Source organism: Paraburkholderia tropica (assembly GCF_900109265.1).
Taxonomy (GTDB): Bacteria; Pseudomonadota; Gammaproteobacteria; order Burkholderiales; family Burkholderiaceae; genus Paraburkholderia; species Paraburkholderia tropica.
Genome location: NZ_FNZM01000002.1, coordinates 245,910 through 271,627 on the forward strand (window position 1 = coordinate 245,910; position 25,718 = coordinate 271,627).

General features: G+C 65.9%; 24 protein-coding genes and 1 other RNA gene. 11 read left to right on the top strand and 14 right to left on the bottom strand.

What is annotated here, in order from left to right:
* Nucleotides 1-20: 20 nt before the first annotated feature.
* On the bottom strand, nt 21-941 hold the full coding sequence (locus BMY06_RS03495; protein ID WP_074981539.1) for a class II glutamine amidotransferase: 921 nt from the start codon (nt 939-941) through the stop codon (nt 21-23).
* A gap of 314 nt (nt 942-1,255) precedes the next feature.
* Between BMY06_RS03495 and pyrC the strand changes: the two genes are divergently transcribed.
* From pyrC to rnpB, 3 genes are all read left to right on the top strand, one after another.
* The gene (gene pyrC, locus BMY06_RS03500; protein WP_065065132.1) at nt 1,256-2,311 is read left to right on the top strand and encodes a dihydroorotase; all 1,056 of its coding nucleotides are present in this window, start codon (nt 1,256-1,258) and stop codon (nt 2,309-2,311) included.
* Between the two features lie 26 nt (nt 2,312-2,337).
* A complete protein-coding gene (locus BMY06_RS03505) occupies nt 2,338-3,291 on the top strand; it encodes a DUF3025 domain-containing protein (protein ID WP_074981747.1) in 954 nt (317 codons plus the stop codon).
* Between the two features lie 87 nt (nt 3,292-3,378).
* Nucleotides 3,379-3,789, top strand: an RNA gene (gene rnpB, locus BMY06_RS03510) — RNase P RNA component class A.
* A gap of 91 nt (nt 3,790-3,880) precedes the next feature.
* Here the strand turns inward: rnpB and BMY06_RS03515 are convergent.
* Nucleotides 3,881-4,303 carry an OsmC family protein gene (locus tag BMY06_RS03515; protein WP_065065131.1) on the bottom strand — a complete coding sequence of 141 codons (423 nt, stop codon included), beginning with the start codon at nt 4,301-4,303 and terminating at the stop codon, nt 3,881-3,883.
* A 669-nt stretch (nt 4,304-4,972) separates the two neighbouring features.
* Between BMY06_RS03515 and rplM the strand changes: the two genes are divergently transcribed.
* The 3 genes from rplM to erpA all read left to right on the top strand — a co-directional run bounded on the left by rplM (nt 4,973) and on the right by erpA (nt 6,384).
* Nucleotides 4,973-5,401, top strand: a complete 429-nt coding sequence (gene rplM, locus BMY06_RS03520; protein WP_065065130.1) for a 50S ribosomal protein L13 — start codon at nt 4,973-4,975, stop codon at nt 5,399-5,401.
* Nucleotides 5,402-5,412: 11 nt separating this feature from the next.
* Entirely contained in the window at nt 5,413-5,805 is a 393-nt protein-coding gene (gene rpsI / locus BMY06_RS03525) for a 30S ribosomal protein S9 (RefSeq protein WP_065065129.1), read from the top strand.
* A gap of 213 nt (nt 5,806-6,018) precedes the next feature.
* Nucleotides 6,019-6,384: an iron-sulfur cluster insertion protein ErpA gene (gene erpA / locus BMY06_RS03530; protein WP_065065128.1), complete on the top strand. Its 366-nt coding sequence runs from the start codon at nt 6,019-6,021 to the stop codon at nt 6,382-6,384.
* Between the two features lie 79 nt (nt 6,385-6,463).
* Here erpA and BMY06_RS03535 read toward each other — a convergent pair whose 3' ends face one another.
* On the bottom strand, nt 6,464-7,618 hold the full coding sequence (locus BMY06_RS03535; protein WP_074981541.1) for an anhydro-N-acetylmuramic acid kinase: 1,155 nt from the start codon (nt 7,616-7,618) through the stop codon (nt 6,464-6,466).
* A 270-nt stretch (nt 7,619-7,888) separates the two neighbouring features.
* On the opposite strand from BMY06_RS03535, the gene tyrS reads away from it, so the two are divergent.
* The 4 genes from tyrS to BMY06_RS03555 all read left to right on the top strand — a co-directional run bounded on the left by tyrS (nt 7,889) and on the right by BMY06_RS03555 (nt 11,904).
* Entirely contained in the window at nt 7,889-9,154 is a 1,266-nt protein-coding gene (gene tyrS, locus BMY06_RS03540) for a tyrosine--tRNA ligase (RefSeq protein WP_074981543.1), read from the top strand.
* Between the two features lie 49 nt (nt 9,155-9,203).
* Nucleotides 9,204-9,686, top strand: a complete 483-nt coding sequence (gene dtd / locus BMY06_RS03545; RefSeq protein ID WP_065065126.1) for a D-aminoacyl-tRNA deacylase — start codon at nt 9,204-9,206, stop codon at nt 9,684-9,686.
* A 35-nt stretch (nt 9,687-9,721) separates the two neighbouring features.
* Nucleotides 9,722-10,393 carry a histidine phosphatase family protein gene (locus BMY06_RS03550; protein ID WP_065065125.1) on the top strand — a complete coding sequence of 224 codons (672 nt, stop codon included), beginning with the start codon at nt 9,722-9,724 and terminating at the stop codon, nt 10,391-10,393.
* 365 nt (nt 10,394-10,758) lie between these two features.
* Nucleotides 10,759-11,904 carry a branched-chain amino acid ABC transporter substrate-binding protein gene (locus tag BMY06_RS03555; protein ID WP_074981545.1) on the top strand — a complete coding sequence of 382 codons (1,146 nt, stop codon included), beginning with the start codon at nt 10,759-10,761 and terminating at the stop codon, nt 11,902-11,904.
* Nucleotides 11,905-12,029: 125 nt separating this feature from the next.
* Here the strand turns inward: BMY06_RS03555 and BMY06_RS03560 are convergent, their stop codons facing one another.
* The 9 genes from BMY06_RS03560 to BMY06_RS03600 all read right to left on the bottom strand — a co-directional run bounded on the left by BMY06_RS03560 (nt 12,030) and on the right by BMY06_RS03600 (nt 21,665).
* Complete coding sequence (locus tag BMY06_RS03560; protein WP_074981547.1) at nt 12,030-12,980, bottom strand: oxygenase MpaB family protein; 951 nt, start codon at nt 12,978-12,980, stop codon at nt 12,030-12,032.
* A gap of 28 nt (nt 12,981-13,008) precedes the next feature.
* On the bottom strand, nt 13,009-14,097 hold the full coding sequence (gene ruvB / locus BMY06_RS03565; protein WP_065065122.1) for a Holliday junction branch migration DNA helicase RuvB: 1,089 nt from the start codon (nt 14,095-14,097) through the stop codon (nt 13,009-13,011).
* Nucleotides 14,098-14,252: 155 nt separating this feature from the next.
* Nucleotides 14,253-14,834, bottom strand: coding sequence for a Holliday junction branch migration protein RuvA (gene ruvA / locus BMY06_RS03570; RefSeq protein WP_065065121.1), 582 nt, complete (start codon nt 14,832-14,834; stop codon nt 14,253-14,255).
* A 110-nt stretch (nt 14,835-14,944) separates the two neighbouring features.
* Nucleotides 14,945-15,487 (bottom strand): crossover junction endodeoxyribonuclease RuvC, encoded by a 543-nt coding sequence (ruvC, locus tag BMY06_RS03575; RefSeq protein ID WP_065065120.1) that lies wholly within the window; start codon nt 15,485-15,487, stop codon nt 14,945-14,947.
* Between the two features lie 185 nt (nt 15,488-15,672).
* Nucleotides 15,673-17,238: a bifunctional phosphoribosylaminoimidazolecarboxamide formyltransferase/IMP cyclohydrolase gene (gene purH / locus BMY06_RS03580; RefSeq protein WP_074981548.1), complete on the bottom strand. Its 1,566-nt coding sequence runs from the start codon at nt 17,236-17,238 to the stop codon at nt 15,673-15,675.
* Between the two features lie 64 nt (nt 17,239-17,302).
* Nucleotides 17,303-17,536, bottom strand: a complete 234-nt coding sequence (locus BMY06_RS03585) for a Fis family transcriptional regulator (RefSeq protein WP_065065118.1) — start codon at nt 17,534-17,536, stop codon at nt 17,303-17,305.
* Nucleotides 17,533-18,633 (bottom strand): tRNA dihydrouridine synthase DusB, encoded by a 1,101-nt coding sequence (gene dusB / locus BMY06_RS03590; protein ID WP_065065180.1) that lies wholly within the window; start codon nt 18,631-18,633, stop codon nt 17,533-17,535. The genes BMY06_RS03585 and dusB overlap by 4 nt, the downstream gene beginning before the upstream one ends.
* 249 nt (nt 18,634-18,882) lie before the next feature.
* On the bottom strand, nt 18,883-20,190 hold the full coding sequence (locus BMY06_RS03595; RefSeq protein WP_074981550.1) for a UbiH/UbiF/VisC/COQ6 family ubiquinone biosynthesis hydroxylase: 1,308 nt from the start codon (nt 20,188-20,190) through the stop codon (nt 18,883-18,885).
* Nucleotides 20,191-20,216: 26 nt separating this feature from the next.
* The gene (locus tag BMY06_RS03600) at nt 20,217-21,665 is read right to left on the bottom strand and encodes an aminopeptidase P N-terminal domain-containing protein (RefSeq protein ID WP_173816773.1); all 1,449 of its coding nucleotides are present in this window, start codon (nt 21,663-21,665) and stop codon (nt 20,217-20,219) included.
* A 191-nt stretch (nt 21,666-21,856) separates the two neighbouring features.
* Between BMY06_RS03600 and BMY06_RS03605 the strand changes: the two genes are divergently transcribed.
* Nucleotides 21,857-22,468 carry a glutathione S-transferase gene (locus BMY06_RS03605; protein ID WP_065065116.1) on the top strand — a complete coding sequence of 204 codons (612 nt, stop codon included), beginning with the start codon at nt 21,857-21,859 and terminating at the stop codon, nt 22,466-22,468.
* 138 nt (nt 22,469-22,606) lie between these two features.
* Here the strand turns inward: BMY06_RS03605 and BMY06_RS03610 are convergent, their stop codons facing one another.
* Both BMY06_RS03610 and mnmA read right to left on the bottom strand, forming a co-directional pair.
* Entirely contained in the window at nt 22,607-24,214 is a 1,608-nt protein-coding gene (locus BMY06_RS03610) for an FMN-binding glutamate synthase family protein (RefSeq protein WP_065065115.1), read from the bottom strand.
* A gap of 274 nt (nt 24,215-24,488) precedes the next feature.
* Nucleotides 24,489-25,715, bottom strand: coding sequence for a tRNA 2-thiouridine(34) synthase MnmA (gene mnmA, locus BMY06_RS03615; RefSeq protein WP_074981552.1), 1,227 nt, complete (start codon nt 25,713-25,715; stop codon nt 24,489-24,491).
* Between the last annotated feature and the right edge of the window lie 3 nt (nt 25,716-25,718).

The window sequence follows — 25,718 nt, forward strand, 5'->3', positions numbered from 1 at the left end:
GTTGCGCGGATAAAAAGGCCTTATTCGCCCCAGCTCTGCAACGCCGCCACGGCTTCCGGATCGACGGCGCCGGGCTGCTGCGCGCACGGCGACACGCGCGACGCGCTCGCCGACGCATCGAGCGACGGATTCTTGAGCTTGTCGAGCACCTTCTGCGGCACCGGCACGCTGGTCTGCGCGACGACTTCGCCGTGCTGGAACATCAGCAGGTCGCCGGGCGCGAAACGCGTCCAGACTTCGTTGTCGGTGAGCGGAGCGGTAGCGATCACGGCCACGCGGTCCTCGGGCGTCGTGTACTTCGCGAAGTCGATCGACACGTCGGCATCGACGAGATGCGCCGTGGAGAACGGCCAGCGCCGCACCAGATAGTAGAGATGCGTGGAGCAGTGCGCGAACAGCGCCTGACCGTTCGACATCAGGAAATTGAAGACGCCGAACTGCGTGATCTCGCGCGTGAGCGTTTCGAGCGTGGCGAACAGTTCTTCGAGCGGCGGCTGCGAAGTCGGAAACGCCTGGCGCAGCCCTTGCAGCAGCAGGCAGAACGCGCGTTCGCTGTCGGTGTTGCCCACCGGCTGATAGACGCCCGACATCACCGGATTGAAGTCCTGCAGGTCGCCGTTGTGCGCGAAGATCCAGTGGCGGCCCCACAGTTCGCGCTGGAACGGATGGCTGTTCTCCAGCGCGCAACTGCCCTGGGTGGCCTTGCGGATATGCGCGATGGTGTTGCGCGACTTGATGGGGTAGTTCTTCACCATCTCGGCGATGGGCGAGCGCGCCGACGCCTGATTGTCGATGAAGAGGCGGCAGGCCTTGTCCTCGAAGAACGCGATCCCCCAGCCGTCGGCGTGGTGGTCAGTGGCGCCGCCGCGCGCCGCGAATCCTGTGAAGGAGAACGTGACGTCCGTCGGCGCGGCGCAGTTCATTCCGAGAAGTTGGCACATGGTGCTGGTGTCGTGCTGCGGGCGAAGCTGGGCGCGTGACCCGGTACAATGATGATTTTCCAAGCATATCACCGGCCCGCCGCGCGCCAATACGAAATTTGTCGGATGCTTTCCGCCCGGGCTCACAAGGCCGCCGCGCGGGCATCGGCGAGTCGTGTCAGGTCGCGCGTTGTCGTGCGCACGCGACGCCTTCCGTCGTCGGACGTGCTGGCAGGTGATCAGACGCGCCGCGCGCCGCCCGCGATATGCATGGAATGTACGGAACGCCGCCGCCGGCGCTCCGATCGATCCCTAGCCGCGCCTCACATCACGCCATGAACGCATCTTCCCCCACGACCCTCACGCTTTCCCGCCCCGACGACTGGCACCTTCACGTGCGCGACGGCGCGATGCTGGCGGCGGTCCTGCCGCACACGGCGCGCCAGTTCGGCCGCGCGATCATCATGCCGAACCTCAAGCCGCCGGTCACGACGACCGAGCTGGCTTCCGCGTATCGCGACCGCATCCTCGCGGCGCTGCCCGCGGGCCTGAAGTTCGAGCCGCTGATGACGCTGTACCTGACCGACAACACGCCGCCCGAGGAAATTCGCCGCGCGAAGGCGAGCGGTTTCGTGCATGGCGTGAAGCTGTATCCGGCGGGCGCGACCACAAATTCGGACGCGGGCGTGACCGACATCCGCAAGTGCGCGAAGACGCTCGAAGCGATGCAGGAAGTGGGCATGCCGCTGCTCGTGCACGGTGAGGTGACGAGCGCCGACATCGACCTGTTCGATCGCGAGAAGGTCTTCATCGACCGCGTGATGACGCCGCTGCGCCGCGACTTCCCGGGCTTGAAGGTGGTGTTCGAGCACATCACGACGAAGGACGCCGTCGATTACATCCGCGCCGATAACGCCGCGCCAGGCCTGCTCGGCGCGACGATCACGGCGCACCATCTGCTCTACAACCGCAACGCGATTTTCCAGGGCGGCATCCGTCCGCACTATTACTGTCTGCCGGTCCTCAAGCGCGAGACGCATCGCGTGGCGCTGGTCGAGGCGGCCACGTCGGGCGACGCGCGCTTCTTCCTCGGCACCGACAGCGCGCCGCACGCGAAGGGCCTGAAGGAACACGCCTGCGGCTGCGCGGGTTGCTACACGGCGCTGCACGCGCTCGAGCTCTACGCCGAAGCGTTCGACAACGCGGGCGCGCTCGACAAGCTCGAAGGCTTCGCGAGTTTCTTCGGTGCGGACTTCTACGGCCTGCCGCGCAGCGCCGAAAAGGTCACGCTGCGCCGCGAAGAGTGGACGCTGCCCGCTGAAGTGCTGGCCGGCGACGTGCCCGTCGTGCCGCTGCGCGGCGGCGAGACGATCGGCTGGAAGCTGGTTTGAGTTTGATGTCCGGCGAGACGTCCGGCATGACGCAAGGCGCGGTGTCCGGCGCGGTGCCGCAGGCGCTCGATGCGCACGCATCGAGTGCGGCGCGCGCCGAGCCTGCGGCATCTGCGGCTTCGCTCAAGCGCCGCAGCCTGCCCGAAGGCAGTTTCGCGGACATCGACTGGGCGCGGCCGTGGTTCGCCCAGCACGCGGCGCGCGGGCGGCGCTGGCAGCAGGCGGCGCTCGCGGGCTACGCGCGCTATCTGGAAGAGCTGAACGCCGATGCGCGCGCGGCCGGTCATCGCACCGGGCGCGGCGAGGCGCTCGGCTTCATCGCTCAGGACGATCTGCCCGAGGGCGCGTCCTACGAAGGGCACATCGCCGCGACAGGCGGCGTGCCCACGCGCCACAACCTCCACGACTTCTTCAACGCGCTGCACTGGTTCGCGTTTCCGCGCATCAAGGCGGCGCTCAACGCGCGTCAGGCGGCGGCGATCGATGTGCTGGGCGTGGGTCCGAGGCGCGGCGACGTGCGCGACGCGCTCACCTTGTTCGACGAAAACGCCGTGCTGTTCGCGTGCGCCGATCCGGCGCTCACGCAGGCGCTGCGCGGCTTCGACTGGCGCACGCTGTTCGTGACGGCGCGCACGCACTGGGAATCGGCGATCGGCGAAACGCTGGACGGCGCGGCGCGCTGCGAAGTGCGCGTGTTCGGCCACGCGCTGCTCGAAAAGCTCATCGCGCCCTATGCCGCGTGCACGGCGCATGCGTGGATCGTCGCGGTGCCGCAGGCCTATTTCACGTGGCCGCGCGCCGAACGCAACGCGTATCTCGACGCCACTGTCAGCGCCGAACTCGCCGCGAGCGAGCAGTTGAGCGGACGCAGCTTCGCGCCGCTGCCGGTGCTCGGCATTCCCGGCTGGTGGACGCCCAACAAAAACGGCACATTCTACGACGACGCCACGGTGTTCCGTTCGGGCCGACGCGCGCGCTGAATCGCGCCTGCCTGGTCGCTGCGTAGTCGGCGCATAGTTCAGGCGCGGCGGGCACAGTCCGCGTGACCGTGCTAAGATCGCGCCCGCAAAGCAGGCTAGGCAGTCGCGGCCCCGAGGTTTCGGCCAAGGGGGCGAGGAAAGTCCGGACTCCACAGGGCAGGGTGATGGCTAACGGCCATCCGTGGCGACACGCGGAACAGGGCAACAGAGAACAGACCGCCGATGGCCCGATTTCGGTCGGGATCAGGTAAGGGTGAAACGGTGCGGTAAGAGCGCACCGCGTCTGCGGTGACGTAGACGGCACGGTAACCTCCACCCGGAGCAATTCCAAGTAGGCAGGCGCGCATCTTCGGGATGCAGGATGGGGCCCCCATTTCGTCTGCGGGTAGGAAGCTTGAGCGCGTCAGCAATGGCGCGCCTAGAGGAATGGCTGCCACGCGCGGCGCGTCCTCGGACGCGGCGTGTGCACAGAATCCGGCTTATCGGCCTGCTTTGCCGCCTCATATCGACAAAAAGCCGGCGCGGTTCATTGAGAACCGCGCCGGCTTTTTTCATTTGCTGCGGCCGGAATCGCCGGTGTGCGCGTGTCTTACGCTGCGACGATCTCGAACGAGTGCGTGATCTCGGCGGTTTTGCCGATCATGATCGACGCCGAGCAGTACTTGTCGTGCGACAGATTGATCGCGCGTTCCACGGTCGCCGGGTTCAGGTTCTTGCCCGTCACGGTGAAGTGGAAGTGGATCTTCGTGAACACCTTGGGGTCTTCGCTCGCGCGGTCGGCCTTGAGCGTCACACTGCAGCCGCTCACTTCCTGACGGCTCTTCTTCAGGATCAGCACCACGTCGTAGGCCGTGCAGCCGCCCGTGCCGAGCAGCACCATTTCCATCGGACGCGGCGCGAGGTTGTGGCCGCCGCCTTCCGGTGCGCCATCCATGTTGACGAGGTGACCGCTGCCCGTTTCGGCGGCGAAGGCCATGCCGTCCTGACCCATCCAGCTAACTTTGCATTCCATGCGCTTGCCTCAGCTCAATATTCTCGATTCAGCCGGCATTGTAGCCCGCGTCTTACAGGTATGTCCGGGGGGACATGGCGCGTGCGGCTTATGCCCGTCGCTTGCATGTTGCGGCGCCACATCCCACGATCAAGAGGGATTTCCCTGACGCAATTAGGGAGATCGCTCTAGTTGTCCTGCACGTGCGCGCTGACGCAATTTCTTAGTTCATTGATTGTTATGGGAAAAATCGCAAGCGCCGCGCGAAATCGAAATTTCACATTATGGTTTCGTCTTTCACAATATAAATTTCCTTGCGTCGCACAAGGCCGATCCGTATAATTCGTCTCATTGGTTGTCGTGCTTCACGACACCTCAGCATGTCTCCTCCACCCTCCTCCAAAAGGTGGATTAAGCCCGAGCCAACACGCTTGGGCTTTTTTTCGTCCGCGTTTTTGTGCCCGATCCTGTGCGCCTGGCGCCTCGCCAGCAGAAAGTCCGCACAAATTTTGACCGCTGCTCAAATTTCCCTTTATAATCCAAGGTTTCCCGCATTCATGCCCGCGGGAGAAACGGGTAACCCGATGAAAACAAAGGGAAGCCCGACCAGGGAGAGCCTGCGCCGGCGCCAACGAGTGCCACTACACAAGCAGGACCGAATCAGGGCACAAGTTATTTTTTGGATCGATCATGAAGACTTTTTCCGCCAAGGCACATGAAGTGCAGCGCGAATGGTACGTGATTGACGCGACGGATAAGGTTCTCGGCCGTGTCGCCAGCGAAGTGGCGCGCCGTCTTCGCGGCAAACACAAGCCTGAGTTCACCCCGCACGTCGACACTGGCGATTTCATCGTCATCATCAACGCCGGCAAGCTGAAGGTCACGGGCAACAAGACCACGGACAAGAAGTACTACCGTCACTCGGGTTACCCGGGCGGTATCTACGAAACGACGTTTGGCAAGATGCAAGAACGCTTCCCGGGCCGCGCGCTCGAGAAGGCAGTTAAGGGCATGCTGCCGAAGGGCCCCCTGGGCTACGCGATGATCAAGAAGCTCAAGGTCTACGCAGACGCAACGCATCCGCACTCGGCACAACAGCCGAAGGCGCTCGAGATCTAAGGGGAGCCCACATGATCGGTAACTGGAATTACGGTACGGGCCGCCGCAAGAGCGCAGTCGCTCGTGTCTTCATCAAGTCGGGCAAGGGCGACATCATCGTCAACGGTAAGCCCATCGCCGACTACTTCTCGCGCGAAACGTCGCTGATGATCGTGCGTCAACCGCTGGAACTCACGAACCACGGCGCGACGTTCGACATCAAGGTGAACGTGAACGGCGGCGGCGAAACCGGCCAGGCCGGCGCAGTTCGCCACGGCATCACGCGCGCGCTGATGGACTACGACGCAACGCTCAAGCCGGCACTGTCGCAAGCTGGCTTCGTGACGCGTGACGCACGTGAAGTGGAACGTAAGAAGGTCGGTTTCCACAAGGCACGTCGCCGCAAGCAGTTCTCGAAGCGTTAATCGCGCTTTGGCGTGCGCTCCTCGCGGAGGCGCACGTTACTGCAAAAACCGCCTCGCGCAGGAATGCGCCGGGCGGTTTTTTCGTTTACGGGGCACGCCCCTATTCGAGATATGAGTCAAGAATGTGGCGAGAAACCCTTGATTTCCTGGGCTTAAGCACGAACTCAGGAACAGCCCTACAATAGCGGCTAGAAGCTTTTTTGGAGAGTTCGAATGAACGCTGTCACCGAGACCCCCGTGACTGAAATGCCCGGTCCCTTCGTTTTTACCGACGCAGCGGCTGACAAGGTCAAGCAACTGATCGACGAGGAAGGCAACCCGGAGCTGAAGCTGCGCGTGTTCGTGCAAGGCGGCGGCTGCTCGGGCTTCCAGTACGGATTCACGTTCGACGAGACCGTCAACGAAGACGACACCGTGATGAACAAGAACGGCGTCCAGTTGCTGATCGACTCGATGAGCTATCAGTACCTCGTCGGCGCCGAGATCGACTACAAGGACGATCTGAACGGCGCGCAATTCGTCATCAAGAACCCGAACGCCTCGACCACCTGTGGTTGCGGCTCGTCGTTCTCGGTCTGAACGAAGCGCAGCAGTCGTAAAAAAACGGGGCGTCATGCCCCGTTTTCTCGTTTACATCGCCGATCTCGCGCCGCGGTCTTCAGCGTGGATAAATCGCCCCCAGCACGCGCTCGCCCGCCGCGCCCGTGACCGCCGGCAGATTGCCCGGCTCGCGCGCCGCGCAGCGCATCGCCAGCCACGCGAACGCGAGCGGCTCCACCTGCTGCGGCGGCACGCCGAGCGCTTCGGTCGTCATGACCGGCACGCCGGCCACGCCGCCCGTCTCCAGCGCCTTCTGCAGCGCGTCCATCAGCACCGGATTGCGCGCCCCGCCGCCGCACACGTACACGGCGCGGCAATCGCCCGCATGACGCTCGATCTCGCGCGCGACGCTCACGGCCGTCAGCGCGACGAGCGTCGCCTGCACGTCGGCGGGCGCGAGCGTGCCGAAATCCTTCAGCTTGGCGTCGAGCCACTGCGCATTGAACAGATCGCGTCCGGTGCTCTTGGGCGGCTGCTGCTCAAAAAACGCCTCGTCGAGCAGGGCGTTCAGCAATGGCTGCTGCAAGGTGCCGCTGGCGGCGAACTGGCCGTTCTCGTCGTAAGGCTTGCCCAGATGGCGCTCCGACCAGAGGTCGAGCAGCGCATTGGCCGGGCCGCAGTCGAAGCCGCGCACCGAGCCCGTGGCGTCCAGAATCGTGATGTTGCTGATGCCGCCCAGATTGCAGACGACGCGCGTTTCTTCCTGCGAGCCGAACAGCGTCGCGTGGAATGCGGGCACGAGCGGCGCGCCCTGGCCGCCCGAGGCGACGTCGCGGCTGCGGAAGTCCGCGATCACGTCGATATGCGCGAGTTCGGCGAGCAGCGCCGGATTCTGGATCTGCACCGTGAAGCCTTTTTCGGGCCGATGCCGGATGGTCTGGCCGTGCGCGCCGATCGCACGCACCTCGCCGGCGTTCACGTTGCCCGCGCGCAGCAGTTCGTGGCAGCAGACCGCGTAACGGGCCGCGAGCGCGTTGCCCGCAAGCGCGGCGCGCTCGATCTCGTTTTCGCCCGGCTGCTGCAGCGAAAAGAGCGCCTCGCGCAGCCCCTGCGCGAAACCGACGAATGCCTCGGCCAGCACGACCGGCCGCTGGCCCTGCTCGAAGCGCACGGCGATGCCGTCCACGCCGTCCATGCTGGTGCCCGACATCAGGCCGAAATACACGCCGTCGGCGGGATGTGCGCTGTCTTTTCGTGCTTCGCGTGGCGCCACGTTCTGCTCCTCTCGGAAAGGCTAAGAAGGGAATCTGACGATGATTATCGGGGCAATAGCCGTTCGGCGTAAGCCGTTCGGCGTAAGCCGTTCGGACGAATGGAGCGGATCGGCGGATTGTGCGACCCTGTGTGCTGGTTCCCGGACGCGTCCGCGAGCGCGATTCGCCGTGAAAAACGGCGCATGCCGCCGCAATCCTCGGCCCTGTCAGTCGAATCACGTAAAATCCCGGGTTAGTCCCAGACCTAACGCACTCCAATCGATCGAAGCATGAGCACCGATTCCGCATCTTCCAATGGCGCCCACAGCGGCGCCAAACCCGCCTTTCCGGTCACCGACGAAGTTCGTCACGCGCTCGCCGTCACGAAGCGCGGTGTCGACGAACTGCTGATCGAAGAAGAATTCGAGCAGAAGCTCGCGAAAAGCGCGGCCACCGGCAAGCCGCTGCGCATCAAGCTCGGCCTCGATCCGACCGCGCCCGACATCCACATCGGCCACACGGTCGTGCTCAACAAGATGCGCCAGTTGCAGGATCTCGGCCATACCGTGATCTTCCTGATCGGCGACTTCACCTCGCTGATCGGCGACCCGTCGGGCCGCAACGCCACGCGTCCGCCGCTCACGCGCGAGCAGATCGAGTCGAACGCCAAGACGTATTTCGAGCAGGCCGCGCTCGTGCTCGACCGCGAAAAGACCGAAATCCGCTACAACAGCGAATGGTCGATGCCGCTCGGCGCCGACGGCATGATCAAGCTCGCGTCGCGCTACACGGTCGCGCGCATTCTGGAGCGCGAGGACTTCACCAAGCGCTTCCAGAGCGGCGTGCCTATCTCGATCCACGAGTTCCTTTACCCGCTGATGCAGGGTTACGACTCGGTCGCGCTCAACGCCGACCTCGAACTCGGCGGCACGGACCAGAAGTTCAACCTGCTGGTCGGCCGCGAACTGCAAAAGCAGTACGGCCAGGAACAGCAGTGCATCTTGACCATGCCGCTGCTCGAAGGTCTCGACGGCGTCGAAAAGATGTCGAAGTCGAAGCACAACTACGTCGGTATCAGCGAAAAGCCGAACGACATGTTCGGCAAGCTGATGTCGATTTCCGACACGCTGATGTGGCGTTACTTCACGCTGCTCTCGTTCCGTCCGATGGACGAGATCGAAGGCTACAAGCGTGAAATCGAAGCGGGCCGCAATCCGCGCGATTTCAAGGTGCTGCTCGCGCAGGAAATCGTCGCGCGCTTCCACTCGCAAGGCGACGCCGAGCGCGCGCTCGAAGACTTCAACCACCGCGCGAAGGGCGGCGTGCCGGACGATATTCCGTCGGTCACGCTCGCGGGCGCGCCGCTGGCGATCGGCCAGTTGCTCAAGCAGGCGGGCCTCGTGCCGTCGACCAGCGAAGCGCTGCGCAACATCGAGCAGGGCGGCGTGAAGATCGACGGCGCCACCGTGTCCGACAAGGGCCTGAAGGTCGAAGCGGGCGAGTTCGTCGTGCAGGTCGGCAAGCGCCGCTTCGCGCGCGTGACGCTGACCGCGTGATGGCGCGTTCAGGCTTGAACGGCGCGCGCGCGTCGAAGGCGCGCGCTCGATGATCGCGCTGATTCAACGCGTGCGCCGCGCGCAGGTGGACGTCGAAGGACGCGTGACCGGTGCGATCGGCCAGGGGCTGCTCGCGCTCGTCTGCGCGGAGCGCGGCGACACCGAGGCGAACGCCGACAAACTGCTCGCGAAGCTGCTGGGCTACCGCGTGTTCAGCGACGCGGCGGGCAAGATGAATCTGCCGGTGCAGAACATCGACGGCAACGGGGCGGCGGGCGGACTGCTGCTGGTGTCGCAGTTCACACTCGCCGCCGACACGAACAGCGGCCTGCGCCCGAGCTTCACGCCGGCCGCGCCGCCCGACGAGGGCCGCCGTCTGTTCGACTATTTCGTCGCTGCGGCGCGCGCGAAGCATCCCGTCGTGGAAACCGGCGAATTCGGCGCCGACATGCAGGTGTCGCTCGTCAACGACGGTCCCGTGACGTTCTGGCTTCAGGTGCGCAACGACGCATCCGCTGGCGCACGCAACTAACCGCGGTTACCGTTCCGCTCTTTCATCGCCGACTCATGACCACGCAGATTCTTTTCATCCGTCACGGTGAAACCGCCTGGAACCGCATCAAGCGCATCCAGGGCCATATCGACATTCCGCTCGCCGAGAGCGGCGTCGAGCAGGCGCAGCGGCTCGCCGCGAAGATCGCGCAGGCCGCGCATGCGGGGACGCGACTCGATGCGGTATGGTCCAGCGACCTGATGCGCGCGCAACAAACGGCGCAGCCGATTGCCGACGCGCTCGGCTTGCCGCTGCAACTGACCGAAGGCGTGCGCGAGCGCAACTACGGCGCGTTCCAGGGCCACGACAGCAACGAGATCGCCGAGCGTTTTCCCGATGAATACGCGCACTGGCAAACGCGCGATCCCGGTTTCGAGCCGCCCGAGGGCGAGTCGCAGCGCACGTTTTATCACCGCGTTCTGCACGCGCTGGAACCGATCCTCGCAAAGCATTCGGGAGGCCGCATCGCGGTCGTCGCGCATGGCGGCGTGCTCGATTGCATCTACCGTTTCGCCAACGGCGTCGAGCTGGCCGCGCCGCGCGCGTGGCCGTTGCTGAACACGAGCGTCAATGTCGTCGATTTCACGCGCGACGGCAGTGTGACGCAGGCGAGCGTCGTCAACTGGGGCGATGTCTCGCATCTGCCCACGGCCAGCGACGACGACGGCCTCAAGCGCGCGACCTGAGCGCGTTTGTGCGTCACTTGAGCGCTGGATAAGCGTCATCTGAGCGCCAACTGAGCGCATCCCCACGTCTCGGGCCATCCGGCCCGGGCATCCCCCTCCGCATCGCTGTCAAGCGGCTTACCCGCCTCTTACGACGCCTTTCCAAAGGCCAACCGCGATGCGGAGGCGCCTGATACCATTCATCCGACCTTTGTGCTTTGCCGCATCGGTGGGGCCTCGCCGCGATTTCCCGTGTTCCGGGCGATGGCCGCGGGCGCCGGCCGCGCTTTGAAGAGGCGTGCGCGCGCACCACGGGCAGGCGGTGCCGACGAAGCCAGGGTTGCATACGAAAGGCAGTTTCCAGAACAAATCGCAGGAGATTTTCAATGACGTTCAAGCTTCACACGCTGTTGCCGGTCAGCGCCGCCGTGCTCGCATTCGGCGCGATGTGCGCGAATGCATCCGCGGATCAGGTGGTCAAGATCGGTCACGTCGGCCCGCTCACGGGCGGCTCGGCCCACCTCGGCAAAGACAACGAAAACGGCGCGCGTCTCGCGATCGAAGAGATCAACGCCAAGGGTCTGACGATCGGCGGCCAGAAGATCACGCTCGCGCTCGACGGTCAGGACGACGGTGCCGACCCGCGCCAGGCCACCCAGGTCGCGCAGAAGCTCGTCGACGACAAGGTCGTCGCCGTGATCGGCCATCTGAATTCGGGCGCATCGATTCCCGCCTCGAAGATCTATAGCGACGCCGGCATCGTGCAGATCTCGCCGTCGTCGACGAATCCGTCCTATACGCAGCAGGGCTTCAAGACCACGTACCGCGTGGTCGCCACCGACGCGCAGCAAGGTCCGGCGCTCGCCGACTACGCGCTCAAGAGCCTGAACGTGAAGAGCGTCGCCGTGGTCGACGACTCGACCGCCTACGGCCAGGGCCTCGCGAACGAGTTCGAAAAGACCGCGAAATCGCTCGGCATGAAGGTCGTTTCGCACGACGCGACCAACGACAAGGCCGTCGATTTCCGCGCGATTCTCACCAAGATCAAGGGCGAGAATCCGGACGCGATCATGTACGGCGGCATGGATTCCACCGGCGGTCCGTTCGCCAAGCAGGCGCGCCAGCTCGGCCTGCGCGCGAAGGTGCTGGCGGGCGACGGCGTCTGCACGGAAAGCCTCGCGCAGCTCGCGGGCGCGGCGGCGGACAACATCGTCTGCTCGCAGGCCGGCATGGCGCTCGAGCGCATGGACGGCGGTGCGGCGTTCTCGGCGAAGTATCAGAAGCGCTTCGGCCATCCGGTCGAATACGATGCGCCGTTCACCTATGACGCGGTGTATATCGTCGTCGATGCGATGAAGCGCGCGAACTCGACCGACCACGCGAAGATCCTCGCGGAAATCCCGAGCACAAACTACAAGGGCGTGATTGGCGAGACCGCGTTCGATTCGAAGGGCGATTTGAAGCACGGCGTGATCTCGCTCTACAACTACAAGGCGGGCAAGAAGACGCTGCTCGACGTGGTGAAGATGTAAGTGCGCGCGCCGCGTCACGTTGTGTTGCGCTGATTCACGCCGGGTTACGCGGCAAGCGCGATGCGGCGCCGGTGCGAAAGCGATGCAAGGCGGCCAGTCTGCGCGAGCGGGCTGGCCGTTTTCTTTTACGTGGACGATGCCGGCGGGGCGGCCGCGCGTCGGCGCGCGCGTTTCGAGACGCCGTTGACGAGCGCCCAGCGCAGCACCGGCGCCACGGCGCGCATGCCGGGCTGCACGACGGCGCGGCGCGCAAAGGCGAAGCGCTCGAAGCCCAGCAGCCGCAGCGCGAACGGCGGCAGCAGGTCGATGCCCGCCTGACGCATCAGCGCGCCCGCGGGCCGCATCGCGGGGCGCGGCGCGGGTGCGTCCATCAGCACGCGCACGACTTCGCTCGTGCGCTCGCTGGCGACGAGTTCGGCTTGCATCGATTCGAGGTAGGCGGCGATTTCCGCGCGCGACGTGGGCACCTCGGTCGCGCCCAGCAACTGCGCGATGCGCGCGACTTCGGCGTAGTACCGATCCTGCTGCGCGCCCGGCAGCGCGGGATTCACATAACGCAGATACGCCGCGAGAAAACTCGACACCTCGGCCACATGCACCCACGTGAGCAGCGCGGGGTCGCTGGCGCGATACGGGCGTCCGTCGGGCGCGAAACCGGTCACGCTTTCATGGATGGTTTTGACGCGTGCGATCAGCGCGAGCGCGTCGGCGCGGTTGCCGTAGGTCGTGCCCGCGATGAAGGTCGCGGTGCGGCGCAGGCGGCCGAGGATATCGGTGCGAAAGGTGGAGTGGTCCCAGACGCCCGCGAGCGCGAGAGGATGAAGCGCCTGCAACAGCAGCGCGCTAATGCCGCCCGCCATCATGCCCGCGAAGTCGGCGTGCACTTTCCAGCAGATGGCGTCGGGGCCGAACAGGCCGGGATCGCCCGGCGGATTCGAATAATCGAGCTTCGGACCGCTGCCCGTGGTGAGATGCGTGACGCTCTCGGCGAGCGCCATGCGCAGGCGATGCGAGAGCTGGCCGACGAAGCCGCTCGGCTCGGGAGCGTCGTGGCGGCGGCCGGCGTGCTCGGACATCGTGGACTCGCTCGCGGGACGGCGCGCCTTACGACGCGTCCGGCTCCCAGTCGGTGCCGCGCGCGTCGCGGGCGTCGTCGGGCACCGTCAGGCCGAAGTGGCGATAGGTGAGCTGCGTGGCCACGCGTCCGCGCGGCGTGCGCTGCAAAAAGCCCTGCTGGATCAGATACGGCTCAAGCACGTCCTCGATCGTGTCGCGCTCCTCGCCGATCGCGGCGGCGAGGTTGTCCACGCCCACCGGGCCGCCGTCGAACTTGTAGAGAATCGCTTCGAGCAGCTTGCGGTCCATCAGGTCGAAGCCGACGGGATCGACGTCGAGCATGCGCAGTGCGGCGTCGGCGACCTGCGCGGTGATCGAGCCGTCGGCCTTCACTTCGGCATAGTCGCGCACGCGGCGCAGCAGGCGGTTGGCGATACGCGGCGTGCCGCGCGAGCGGCGCGCGATTTCGAGCGCGCCGTCGGGATGAATCTGCGCGCCGAGCAGCGCGGCCGAGCGCTGCACGATCCGCGAGAGTTCGCCCGCGTTGTAGAACTCGAGCCGCGAGACGATGCCGAAGCGGTCGCGCAGCGGGTTCGTGAGCATGCCCGCGCGCGTGGTCGCGCCGACGAGCGTGAACGGCTGGAGATCGAGTTTCACGCTGCGCGCGGCCGGACCTTCGCCGATCATGATGTCGATCTGATAGTCCTCGAGCGCCGGATACAGGATTTCCTCGACGACCGGCGAGAGCCGGTGAATTTCGTCGATGAACAGCACGTCGTGCGCTTCGAGATTGGTGAGCAGCGCGGCGAGGTCGCCCGCGCGTTCGAGCACCGGTCCCGACGTCTGCCGCAGATTGACCCCCATTTCGCGCGCGATGATGTGCGCGAGCGTGGTCTTGCCCAGACCGGGCGGCCCGAACAGCAGCACGTGGTCGAGCGGCTCGGAGCGGCGCTTGGCGGCTTCGATGAAGATTTCGAGCTGGCCGCGCACCTTTTCCTGGCCGACGTATTCCTCGAGCTGACGCGGGCGCAGCGCGCGCTCGAACGCCTCTTCGCCGGACGAGGCGGGCGAGGCGGAAATCACGCGCTCGGGCGCGGCGCTGACGCGGTTGGCGGCGAGTTTGTCGGTTTCGATCATGCAGCGATTGTACCGCGCGACCTGGGCGCGGGCAGGGCGCTTTCAGGCCGCGCGGCGCGTTGTTCCGCTTCGCAACTAACAGCCGACGTTGGGCCTCAATGCAGCACTTCACGCAGCGTGCGACGTCCTGCGCCGCACGCGAGCGTGGCGGACGCTCAACCCTTCGACAGCGCCTTGAGCGCGAGCTTGATGCCTTCGGACACGCCCGTGCCGGCCGGCACGTTCTTGATGGCCGCGACGCCTTCCTTTTCGGAATAGCCGAGCGCGAGCAGCGCGTTGAGGATGTCGCTGGCGTGATCGGACGGCGACGCCGCAGCGGCCATCGCGCCCAGGTCGGCGCCGAGCTTGCCCTTGAGTTCGAGCAGCAGACGTTCGGCCGTTTTCTTGCCGATGCCGGGCACGCGCGTGAGGCGCGCGGAATCCTGCATGGAGACCGCCTGCGCGAGGTCGTTGACGCTCATGCCCGAGAGCACCGCGAGCGCCATGCGCGCACCGATGCCGCTGATCTTGAGCAATTCGCGAAACGTGGCGCGTTCTTCGATCGTGCCGAAGCCGTAGAGCAGATGCGCGTCTTCGCGCACGATCATCTGCGTGAGCAGCACGACTTTTTCGCCATTGCTGGGCAGGTTGTAGAACGTGCTCATCGGCACGTCGACTTCGTAGCCGACGCCGTTGCAGTCGATGAGCAGGTGCGGCGGGTTCTTTTCCAGCAGTACGCCGGCAATGCGACCGATCATGGCGGATTCAGTGATGAGGGAAAGCGCAGAGTGTAGCGGAGCGCGGCGCGCGCGCGGTCAACGTTAGCCGTCCGGCCAGGATTTTGCGGCGCGATCAGCCGGTCAGCCAATCAACCAATCAATCGCCCGCGCCGCACGCGCACGCCTTTTTTCGCGAGCGCGGGCGCAATGCCGCCGAGCGTCGCGAGCGTGTCGCCGCCGTGAGCGTGGCAGATCGCCATGCCGAGCGCGTCGGCGGCGTCGGTGCCCGGCGTGCCGGCGAGGTTCAGCAGGCGCACGACCATCTGCTGCATCTGCTCCTTGGTCGCGCGACCGTAGCCGACCACGGCCTGCTTGAGCTGCAGCGCGGTGTATTCGGCCACCGGCACGCCGCCGGAAACCAGCCCGCAGATGGCCGCGCCGCGCGCCTGGCCGAGCAGCAGCGTCGACTGCGGATTGACGTTGACGAAGACTTTTTCGATCGCGGCCTGGTCGGGCGCGTGCTGGCGGATCAGCGTCGAAACGCCTTCGAAGATCGTGCCCAGGCGCGTCGGCAGATCGGCATCGGCGGTGCGGATGACGCCGCTCGCGACGTAGGAAAGCGTGTGGCCGTGACGTTCGATCACGCCGAAGCCCGTGACGCGCAAGCCGGGGTCGATGCCGAGAATTCTCATGAAATGCGGGAAAAACGAGTGTGTTTCGGATGGTACAACGAATGCCGGCGATGCCGCGAGCCATGCGCGGCACGGCGTGGCCTCATGCACGTGCGACGCGCCGCAAAGAAAAAGCCCGCTGGACGCGTGGTCCAGCGGGCTTTCGCCTGTTAAAGCGTGCCGATCAGCTGCGGATCAGCGATGAATCAATGACGGAAGTGGCGAATGCCCGTCATGACCATGGCGATGTTGTGCTCGTCGGCGGCGGCGATCACTTCGTCGTCGCGCATCGAGCCGCCCGGTTGGATCACGCAGGTCGCACCCGCGTTGACCACCACGTCGAGGCCGTCACGGAACGGGAAGAACGCGTCCGACGCCACAGCCGAACCCGCGAGCTTCAGGCCCGCGTTTTCCGCCTTGATGCTGGCGATGCGCGCCGAGTCCACGCGGCTCATCTGGCCCGCGCCCACGCCCATCGTCATGCCGTTCGCGCAGAACACGATGGCGTTCGACTTCACGAACTTCGCGACGCGCCAGGCGAACAGCAGATCGTCCATTTCCTTCGGCGTCGGGTGACGCTTCGTCACGACGCGCAGTTCGTGCGGCTGCACGTTCTTCGAATCGAGCGACTGCACCAGCAGGCCGCCGCCCACGCGCTTCAGATCGAACGCGTTATGGCCTTCGCCCAGCGCGATTTCGAGCAGACGCACGTTCTGCTTCGCCGCGAACACGGCCTTGGCCGCGTCCGAGAACGACGGCGCGATCAGCACTTCGACGAACTGCTTCGACACGGCTTGCGCCGCGGCTTCGTCCACTTCGCGGTTGAAGGCGATGATGCCGCCGAACGCCGAGGTCGGATCGGTCTGGAACGCCTTCGAATACGATTCGAGCGCGTCCGTGCCCACCGCCACGCCGCACGGATTCGCATGCTTGACGATCACGCAGGCGGGCACGTCGAAGGTCTTGACGCATTCCCACGCCGCGTCGGAGTCGGCGATGTTGTTGTACGACAGTTCCTTGCCCTGGAGCTGCTTGTAGTTCGCGAGCGCGCCGGCGGGCGAGGCCAGATCGCGGTAGAACGCGGCGCTCTGGTGCGGGTTCTCGCCGTAGCGCAGGTCCTGCACCTTGTCGAACGCGAGGTTCAACGTAGCCGGGTAGGCGTTGCGCGACTTGTGCTCCAGCGCGTCGGTCAGGCTCGTCAGATAGTTCGTGATCGCGCCGTCGTACTGCGCCGTGTGCGCGAACACCTTGGTCGCGAGGCGGAAGTTCGTGGCGTAGCCGACGTTGTTGCCGTTCGCGCGCATCTCTTCGAGCACCGTCGCGTAGTCGGTCGGGTCGACCACCACCGTGACGTCGCGATGATTCTTCGCCGCCGAGCGCAGCATGGTCGGGCCGCCGATGTCGATGTTCTCGATCGCGTCTTCCAGCGAGCACTCTTCCTTCGAGATCGTCTGGACGAACGGGTAGAGGTTCACGACCAGCAGGTCGATCGTCGGGATGTCGTGCTTTTCGAGCGCGGCCATGTGTTCCGGCAGGTCGCGGCGCGCGAGGATGCCGCCGTGAACCTTCGGATGCAGCGTCTTCACGCGCCCATCGAGCATTTCCGGAAAGCCGGTGTAGTCGGCGACTTCGGTCACGGGCAGGCCCGCGTCCGCGAGCAGTTTCGCGGTGCCGCCGGTCGAAAGGATCTTGACGCCGAGGTCCGACAGCGATTTCGCGAAGTCGACGATGCCTGACTTGTCGGAAACGGAGATGAGCGCTTGCTTGATCATGATGGGGGAGAGTTGCCGGGAGATCGAGGAGTGAGCGCCGGAAGCGGCAGGCGGGCGACGGCCGTTACAGCAGGCCGTGCTGCTGGAGCTTCTTGCGCAGCGTATTGCGGTTGATGCCGAGATACTCGGCGGCCAGCGACTGGTTGCCGCCGGCCTGCTCGAGCACCACCTCGAGCATCGGTTTTTCGACGCACGCCATCACCATTTCATAGACGTCGTGCGGATTGGAGCCGTCGAGGTCCTGGAAATACATGCCCAGACTCTCGCGGACGGATTGTTCGATGTTGTGCTTGCTCATGCTGCCAGTCGATCGGTTGGTTCGCGCCCGCCGTTTTGCTCGCCTTCCGCGCCGCTTTCTTCGTCGACATAGACGAGACGGTCGGATACGGCCTTCTGCTCGTCGAAGAACTGGTTGACGGCGGCGAGCTGTTCGCGCGTGGTGTCCAGCGTATTCATGCGGTGCCGGAAGGTATTGGCGCCGCAAAGGCCGCGAGTGTACCAGCCGATATGCTTGCGCGCAGTACGCACGCCCGTAAACTCGCCATAAAACGCGTAGTGGTCCTCCAGATGCTCATTCATGATGGTCTGGATTTCGTCCACGCGCGGCGACGGCAGCAGCTCGCCGGTGACGAGGAAATGCTCGATTTCGCGGAACAGCCACGGACGCCCCTGCGCAGCTCGGCCGATCATGATCGCGTCGGCGCCGGTGACGGCGAGCACGTGCTGCGCCTTCTGCGGCGTGCGGATGTCGCCGTTGGCGACGACCGGAATGCGCGCGGCGGCCTTCACGGCGGCAATCGTTTCGTACTCCGCGTCGCCGTGATAGAGGTCGGCGCGCGTGCGGCCGTGCACGGTGAGCATGGCGATGCCGCTTTCCTCGGCGATGCGCGCGATGGTCAGCGCGTTGCGGTTGTCGCGGTCCCAGCCGGTGCGGATCTTGAGCGTGACGGGCACGGCGTCCGGCCCCACGCCCACGGCGTCCACCACGGCCTTGACGATGCGTGCGACGAGCGGCTCGTTTTGCAGCAGCGCGGAACCGGCGGCCACGTTACAGACCTTTTTTGCCGGGCAGCCCATGTTGATGTCGATGATCTGCGCGCCGTTTGCGACGTTATACCGCGCCGCTTCGGCCATCATCTGCGGGTCGGCGCCCGCGATCTGCACGGAAATGGGTTCCACTTCGCCCGCGTGATTGGCGCGGCGCATGGTCTTTTCGCTCTTCCAGAGCTGCGCGTTCGACGCGACCATTTCCGACACGGCGTAACCCGCGCCGAGACGCTTGCACAACTGGCGGAACGGCCGGTCGGTGACGCCCGCCATCGGGGCGACGAACAGGTTGTTACGCAGGCTGTGACGGCCGATGGTAAGGCCGAGGGGGGACCCGGATGTGGACATGACGCGCGAAAAATGCAGCGGCGCGCCCGGTTGGCTCCGACAGAGGTCGAAGCAGGCGGCGCGGCGGCTCAAAAGGGGAAACGTCTATTTTAGCGTTAACAAGATGCGGGGGCTCGGGTCGCGGACCCTGGTGTGGCGGGGGCGTTGATGGAATCGAGGCTGCGCGGGCCGGGCGGGGACGCCCCGGCGCGCTGCTTTTAAATACGATTCGACCCTGAGCGCAATTTCAACCGCGGACGCTGTGCCGCCTCAACTGCGCTGCCCGAACATCATCTGCCGCGCGAGCGCCGCCTTTACGGGCGGCACGAATTCGAGCGCAGTCAATGCGAGGCCGCGCAGCGTCGCGAGCGGCGGGAAATCGATGGTGAACAGACGCGCGAGCGTGTCGGTGGCGCCGATCGTCAGGCGGCGGTCGAGGGCGCGGCGGCCCGCGAAATCGGCGAGCGCGAGCGGCGTGGCGCCGTGTTGCGCGAGCGCGTCGGCGAGCGCGTGGGCGTCGCGCAGACCGAGATTGAGACCTTGTCCCGCGACCGGATGCAGGGTTTGCGCCGCGTTGCCGACCGCCGCGATGCGGCTTTGGCCCGACACCAGCGTGTCGAGCGCCGTGAGGCCGAGCGGAAACGATGCGCGTCCGTGGATCTGCGTGAAGCGGCCCATGCGTGCGCCGAACGCCGCGCCGAGTTCGGCGAGGAAATCGGTGTCGGAAAGGGCCGCGCGGCGTTCGGCTTCGTCCGGCGCGCTGCACCAGACGAGCGCGTAATCGGCGCCGCGCACGCCGCCCATCGGCAGCAGCGCGATCGGGCCTTCCTCGGTGAAGCGTTCCCACGCCACGTGCAGCTGCGGCGCCGAGACCGTCACCACGCCGACGAGCGCTGTCTGGCCGTAATCGCGCGTACGCTTTTGCGTCGGCGATTCGGGCGCGGAGTCGGCTTCATCGATATCAACATCGGCTTCAGCGCGCGATTCATCAGAAGCTTCCTGCTTCTTTTTCCGTTCCGATTGCGCGCGATACAGCCCGCCTTCCGCGTTCACGAGAATGCGCGCACGCAGCGTACGCACGACGCCCGCGCTTTCCACGGGCAGCGTCACGCCGTCGTGATCGACGGTGGGTTCGTGCGCCTGCGTGTGATGCAGCCAGTGCACGCGCGTGCCGGGCAGCGCCGCCTTGAGCGCGTGCGCGAGCGACTGCACGATCGCACCGTAGCGCGCGACGTAACCGAGCGCGGGCAACGCGTAATCGTGACGGTCGATCAGCGTGCGGCCGAAGTGACCGCGCTGCGAGACGTGGATGCGCTCGATGGGCGTCGCGTCCTGCGGCCACGCGAGCGCTTGCAGCAGCGTGCGGCTGCCTTGCGAGACGGCGATCGCGCGCGGGTCGCCCGCGCAGTCTTCGGGTTCGCGTGCGTCGATCAGCGCGACCGACAGTTGCGCCGTCGCGCTGCGTCCGGCCAGCCAGCCCGCGAGCGCGAGCCCCACCGGCCCCGCGCCGACGATCAGCACGTCGTAGTCGTAGGGCGCGCGGTCGGCGTGCGTCGAAGGGTCGGTCGCTGCGTTCATAGTGGTTCTGTCGGTTCTCGTCGTGCTCACGCGCCGCGGCGCGCGTCCTGCATCAGGGCTTCGATTTCGTCGGCATGGACGGGCACGCCGCGCGTGATCAGCTCGCAGCCGGTTTCGGTGACGATCGCGTCGTCCTCGATACGGATGCCGATGTCCCAATAGCGCTCGGGCACGTCTTCGGCCGCGCGCACGTAAAGGCCCGGCTCGATCGTCAGCGTCATGCCGGCGCGCAGCGTGCGCCACGGCGGCGGGGCGTCGGCTTGCGCGCCCGGCGTGCCGCGCTCGCGATAATCGCCGACGTCGTGCACATCCATGCCGAGCCAGTGTCCCGTGCGATGCATGTAGAAGCGCGCGTAGGCGCGTTCGGCGATCACGTCGTCGACCGAGGCGAAGCGGGTTTTGTCGATGATGCCGGTGTCCAGCAGCCCTTGCGCGAGCACGCGCACGGCGGCGTCGTGCGGCGCCTCGAAGTTCACGCCCGCGCGCGTGGCGTCGATGGCGGCCTGCTGCGCGGCCAGCACGATGTCGTACAGCTCGCGCTGCGCGCTCGTGAAGCGTCCGCTCGCGGGAAACGTGCGCGTGATGTCGGCGGCATAGCCGTTCAGCTCGCACGCGGCGTCGATCAGGATCAGGTCGCCGTCGCGCGCCACGGCGTTGCCCGCCGGATAGTGCAGCACGCAGGCGTTCGCGCCCGCGGCGACGATCGAGCCGTAGGCGGGCGACTGCGCGCCGTGCTTGCGGAACGTGTAGAGCAGTTCGGCTTCGATCTCGTACTCGTGCATGCCGGGGCGGCAGGTCTGCATCGCGCGCACATGCGCGAGCGCGGAAATGTCCCCGGCGCGGCGCATGGTGTCGAGTTCGTGGGCGTCCTTGATCAGACGCATGTCGTCGAGCAGCGGAATCAGGTCGTACGCGGCGGCGGGCGCGGTCGTGCCGCCGCGCGCCTGCGCCCGCACGGCGTCGATCCAGCGCTTTACCTGGGCGTCGAAGCGCTCCGACGCCGCGAGCGCGTAATGCAGCGCGGGGCGGTTCGCGATCAGACGCGGGATCTGCGTGTCGAGGTCGTCGAAAGGCAGCGCGGCGTCGAAGCCGAACGCCTCGCGCGCGCCGTCGGGCCCGAAGCGGAAGCCTTCCCACGTTTCGCGCTCGACGTTCTTCGCGCGGCAAAAGAGGATCGACGACGGCTGGTTCTCGCCCGCGTTCGCGTCGAGCACGAGCAGCGCCTCCGGCTCCGTGAAGCCGGTCAGGTAGTAGAAATAGCTGTCGTGCCGGTAGGGATAATCGGCGTCGCGGTTGCGCAGCACTTCGGGCGCGGTCGGCACCAGCGCCACGCCGCCGCCCTGGGCGCGCAGCGCGGCGAGTACGCGTTCGCGGCGCGCGCGGTAAAGCTCTGCGCCGCCGTCGGGGCCGCGCGGCGCATCGGCAGCGGCGCGCGAAGCGGCCGAGGCGCTTTCCGTGAGGGTCGTGTCCATCATGCGATTGTAGCGTGCGATCGTAGCGTCTGATTGTCGGGTCCGACAGGTGTCCCGATGCTGCGGCGCGGGGCGTCCAGGCTGTCGTCTTCCTGACGCATCTGTCGGCAAAATCCTGCGTGACCGAAGTCAACCCGTCAGAATTTGGCGAATCCAACGTATACTTCGGCCGGATTACAGAAAAGGCAGGTGCGATGAAACTTATCGGTTCGCTCGGCAGCCCGTATGTCCGCAAGGCGCGGATCATGCTCGCTGAAAAGAAAATCGACTACAAGCTGGTGCTTGAGAACGTGTGGGGCGAGGAAACCGCCATCCACGATTTCAACCCGCTGGGCAAGGTGCCGTGTCTCGTGATGGAGGACGGCGAGGCGGTGTTCGATTCGCGCGTGATCTGCGAATACGTGGACATGCGCTCGCCGGTCGGCAAGCTGATTCCGCAGAACGGGCGTGAGCGCGTCGAAGTGCGGTGCTGGGAAGCGCTCGCCGACGGCATGCTCGACGCCGCCGTCCTGATCCGCTCGGAATACACGCAGCGCACGCCCGAGCAGCGCAGCGAAGCGTGGATCGAGCGTCAGCAGCGCAAGATTCAGGAAGGTCTGAAGGCGATGGCCAAGGGTCTCGACGCCAACGCGTGGTGCGCGGGCAACCGCTACACGCTCGCGGATATCGCCGTGGGCTGCGCGCTCGGCTATCTCGACTTCCGCCAGCCGGAACTCGACTGGCGCGAGCCGTATCCGAATCTCGCGAAGCACTTCGAGAAGCTGATGCAGCGCGCGTCGTTCGCGGACACCGTGCCGCAAGGCTGAGGTCCGCCGCCCGCGAGGCTCGGTCTCGCGGACACAAAAAAGCGCGCAGATTCGCTCTGCGCGCTTTTTTTTTCGCCATGCGTGCGCTACGCCGATGACGTTGCGCATGCATCGATCGCTGCGTCAATGACTCCGTCGTCAGACGATCTTTTCCACTTCCGGCGCGAACGAATCGCTGCGCGCGACCGGCCACCACTTCTCGTACAACTGATAGCGATAGCGGCCTTCGAGCAGATCGCCGGGCTTCAGATACTTGAGCAGCTCCGACATCAGCTTGACTTCATACGACGACACGCGCCGCACGATGTGATGCGCGCGCAGATCGGCGGGGCTGGCGAGACCGGCGGCCTGGATCAGTTCCTGCAGCGCGTGCAGCGTGTTGCGATGGAAGTTGTAGACGCGCTCGCCCTTGTCGGGCACGTTGAGCGCGCGCTGGCGCACCGGGTCCTGCGTGGCGACGCCGGTCGGGCAGCGGTCCGAGTGGCACTTCTGCGCCTGGATGCAGCCGACCGCGAACATGAAGCCGCGCGCCGAGTTGACCCAGTCCGCGCCGATTGCGAGCGTGCGCGCCACGTCGAACGCGGTGATGATCTTGCCGCTCGCGCCGATCTTGATCTTGTCGCGCAGGCCGATGCCGACGAGCGTGTTGTGCACCAGCAGCAGCCCTTCCTGGAGCGGCGTGCCGATGTGATCGGTGAACTCGATCGGCGCCGCGCCCGTGCCGCCTTCCGCGCCGTCCACGACGATGAAGTCGGGCAGGATGCCGGTTTCGAGCATGGCCTTGGCGATGCCGAAAAATTCCCACGGATGGCCGATGCAGAGCTTGAAGCCGGTCGGCTTGCCGCCCGAGAGCTTGCGCAGGCGCTCGACGAATTCGAGCAGGCCGCGCGGCGTGGAGAACTCCGAATGGCGCGACGGCGACACGCAGTCCTGCCCCATCGGAATGCCGCGCGTCTCGGCGATTTCGGGCGTGACCTTCGCGGCCAGCAGCATGCCGCCGTGGCCCGGCTTCGCGCCTTGCGAAAGCTTCACCTCGATCATCTTCACTTGCGGCTCGTGCGCGAGGCGCTGGAATTTTTCGGCGCTGAAGGTGCCGTCGTCGTTGCGGCAGCCGAAGTAGCCCGAGGCGATTTCCCAGATGATGTCGCCGCCGTGTTCGCGGTGATACTTCGAGAGCGAGCCTTCGCCCGTGTCGTGCGCGAAGCCGCCTTTTTTCGCGCCGAGGTTGAGCGCGCGGATCGCGTTCGCGGAAAGCGCGCCGAAGCTCATCGCCGAGACGTTGAAGAGCGACATCGAGTACGGCTGTTCGCGGGTCGCGCCGACCAGTATGCGGAAGTCGCTGCTGTCGAGTTTCGTCGGCGCGAGCGAGTGGCTGATCCACTCGTGGCCGACGGCCTTCACGTCGAGTTCGGTGCCGTACGGGCGGCTGTCGACGACGTTCTTCGAGCGCTGATAAACCACGCTGCGCTGCACGAGCGAGAACGGCTTTTCGTCGGTGTCGTCTTCGACGAAATACTGGCGGATTTCGGGCCGCACGAATTCGAACAGGAAGCGCAGATGGCCCCAGAGCGGGTAATTGCGCAGGATCGCGTGGCGTTGCTGGGTCATGTCCCAGAGGCCGAGCGCGACGATCAGCGCGGGCACTGCGGCACACAGCCACGACAGGTGATGGAGCGCCGCTGCGATCACGCAGGCTGCGAGCAGCAGCACCGCGCACCACATGGCGAGGTAACGTCGGGAAAACATTCGGGGACTCCTCGATCTCTTGTGTCGTCGCGCCAGCCGGTCGGGCGGCGCGCGTTCGCCGCGCCCGGGTAACGGCGGCGGCGTGCCCGAATGATGCCGCAAGTTCGTGAAACTAGCCGGGAGGCGGGCAAATTTGCCGCATTGACAAATGCGCGAGGAAAGCTGCGCGCAAGATTTGCGCAGCGATTCGCCAAGCGAGGGAGGAGGAGGGAGCGCGCGGCGCAGGGTGCGCCGCGCGTGTCGAGCCTGAGCCTGAAATTGAGCTTGAGTCTGCTCAGGCCTGGCCGGCCGTCGCGGCGCCGGTTTTCGCACCGGCGGCAAATTGTGCCGGTTTCTTGCGCGGCGAGCGCTTCTTCTTCGGCGCGACCGGTGGCAGCACGGCGGGCACGTGCGGTTCGAGCGTCGTGACCGCTTCGATGATGCCGCCGCCGAGGCACACCTCGCCGTCATAGAGCACGGCGGACTGGCCGGGCGTCACGGCCCATTGCGCGTCCGGGAAATGCAGCGAGAACTGGCCGTCGCCGAACTCAGCCGCATTCGCGAACGAGCAGGGCGCATCGGCCTGGCGATAGCGCGTCTTCGCGCCGCACGCGTGGCCGTCGGCCGGCGGCTCGCCCGCGACCCAGCTCACGTTGCCCGCGCGCAGATCGTGCGCGAGCAGCCACGGGTGATCGTGGCCCTGCACGACATAAAGCGTGTTCGACGCGATGTCCTTGCCCGCCACGAACCACGGATCGCCGCTGCCGTCCTTGCTGCCGCCGAGGCCAATGCCCTTGCGCTGCCCGAAGGTGTAGAACGCGAGGCCGATATGCTCGCCGACCGTCTTGCCGTCGGGCGTCATCATCGGGCCCGGTTTGGTCGGCAGATAGCGGTTCAGGAAGTCGCGGAAGGGCCGCTCGCCGATGAAGCAGATGCCGGTCGAATCCTTCTTCTTCGCGTTCGGCAGGCCGATCTGTTCGGCGATCTCGCGCACCTTCGTCTTGGGAATCTCGCCGAGCGGGAACATCGTCTTCGAGAGCTGCGCCTGGTTCAGACGATGCAGGAAGTACGACTGATCCTTGGTGTGATCGAGCGCCTTGAGCAGTTCGAAGCGGCCGTTGCTTTCGTTCTGGCGCACGCGCGCGTAATGGCCGGTCGCGATGGTTTCCGCGCCCAGCGTCATCGCGTGGTCGAGGAAGGCCTTGAACTTGATCTCGGCGTTGCAGAGCACGTCGGGGTTCGGCGTGCGGCCCGCGGAATACTCGCGCAGGAACTCCGCGAACACGCGGTCCTTGTACTCGGCGGCGAAGTTCACCGCTTCGACGTCGATGCCGATCAGGTCGGCGACCGACACCACGTCGATCCAGTCCTGACGCGTCGAGCAGTACTCGCCGTCGTCGTCGTCTTCCCAGTTCTTCATGAACAGACCGACGACGTCGTAACCCTGCTCCTTGAGCAGCCATGCGGTCACCGACGAATCCACGCCGCCCGACATGCCTACCACCACTCTACGTTTGCTCATCTT

Bases quoted from the DNA above. Each gene is read 5' to 3' on its own strand.
- BMY06_RS03515 (WP_065065131.1), bottom strand. From the start codon at position 4,303: ATGGAATGCAAAGTTAGCTGGATGGGTCAGGACGGCATGGCCTTCGCC.
- BMY06_RS03560 (WP_074981547.1), bottom strand. From the start codon at position 12,980: ATGTCCGAGCACGCCGGCCGCCGCCACGACGCTCCCGAGCCGAGCGGC.
- BMY06_RS03600 (WP_173816773.1), bottom strand. From the start codon at position 21,665: ATGATGGACACGACCCTCACGGAAAGCGCCTCGGCCGCTTCGCGCGCC.
- ruvA (WP_065065121.1), bottom strand. From the start codon at position 14,834: ATGATCGGTCGCATTGCCGGCGTACTGCTGGAAAAGAACCCGCCGCAC.
- ruvB (WP_065065122.1), bottom strand. From the start codon at position 14,097: ATGATCGAAACCGACAAACTCGCCGCCAACCGCGTCAGCGCCGCGCCC.
- BMY06_RS03605 (WP_065065116.1), top strand. From the start codon at position 21,857: ATGAAACTTATCGGTTCGCTCGGCAGCCCGTATGTCCGCAAGGCGCGG.
- BMY06_RS03610 (WP_065065115.1), bottom strand. From the start codon at position 24,214: ATGTTTTCCCGACGTTACCTCGCCATGTGGTGCGCGGTGCTGCTGCTC.
- tyrS (WP_074981543.1), top strand. From the start codon at position 7,889: ATGAGCACCGATTCCGCATCTTCCAATGGCGCCCACAGCGGCGCCAAA.
- purH (WP_074981548.1), bottom strand. From the start codon at position 17,238: ATGATCAAGCAAGCGCTCATCTCCGTTTCCGACAAGTCAGGCATCGTC.
- BMY06_RS03505 (WP_074981747.1), top strand. From the start codon at position 2,338: ATGACGCAAGGCGCGGTGTCCGGCGCGGTGCCGCAGGCGCTCGATGCG.
- ruvC (WP_065065120.1), bottom strand. From the start codon at position 15,487: ATGAGAATTCTCGGCATCGACCCCGGCTTGCGCGTCACGGGCTTCGGC.
- mnmA (WP_074981552.1), bottom strand. From the start codon at position 25,715: ATGAGCAAACGTAGAGTGGTGGTAGGCATGTCGGGCGGCGTGGATTCG.
- dtd (WP_065065126.1), top strand. From the start codon at position 9,204: ATGATCGCGCTGATTCAACGCGTGCGCCGCGCGCAGGTGGACGTCGAA.
- BMY06_RS03495 (WP_074981539.1), bottom strand. From the start codon at position 941: ATGTGCCAACTTCTCGGAATGAACTGCGCCGCGCCGACGGACGTCACG.
- erpA (WP_065065128.1), top strand. From the start codon at position 6,019: ATGAACGCTGTCACCGAGACCCCCGTGACTGAAATGCCCGGTCCCTTC.
- rpsI (WP_065065129.1), top strand. From the start codon at position 5,413: ATGATCGGTAACTGGAATTACGGTACGGGCCGCCGCAAGAGCGCAGTC.
- rplM (WP_065065130.1), top strand. From the start codon at position 4,973: ATGAAGACTTTTTCCGCCAAGGCACATGAAGTGCAGCGCGAATGGTAC.
- pyrC (WP_065065132.1), top strand. From the start codon at position 1,256: ATGAACGCATCTTCCCCCACGACCCTCACGCTTTCCCGCCCCGACGAC.
- BMY06_RS03555 (WP_074981545.1), top strand. From the start codon at position 10,759: ATGACGTTCAAGCTTCACACGCTGTTGCCGGTCAGCGCCGCCGTGCTC.
- BMY06_RS03595 (WP_074981550.1), bottom strand. From the start codon at position 20,190: ATGAACGCAGCGACCGACCCTTCGACGCACGCCGACCGCGCGCCCTAC.
- dusB (WP_065065180.1), bottom strand. From the start codon at position 18,633: ATGTCCACATCCGGGTCCCCCCTCGGCCTTACCATCGGCCGTCACAGC.
- BMY06_RS03550 (WP_065065125.1), top strand. From the start codon at position 9,722: ATGACCACGCAGATTCTTTTCATCCGTCACGGTGAAACCGCCTGGAAC.
- BMY06_RS03585 (WP_065065118.1), bottom strand. From the start codon at position 17,536: ATGAGCAAGCACAACATCGAACAATCCGTCCGCGAGAGTCTGGGCATG.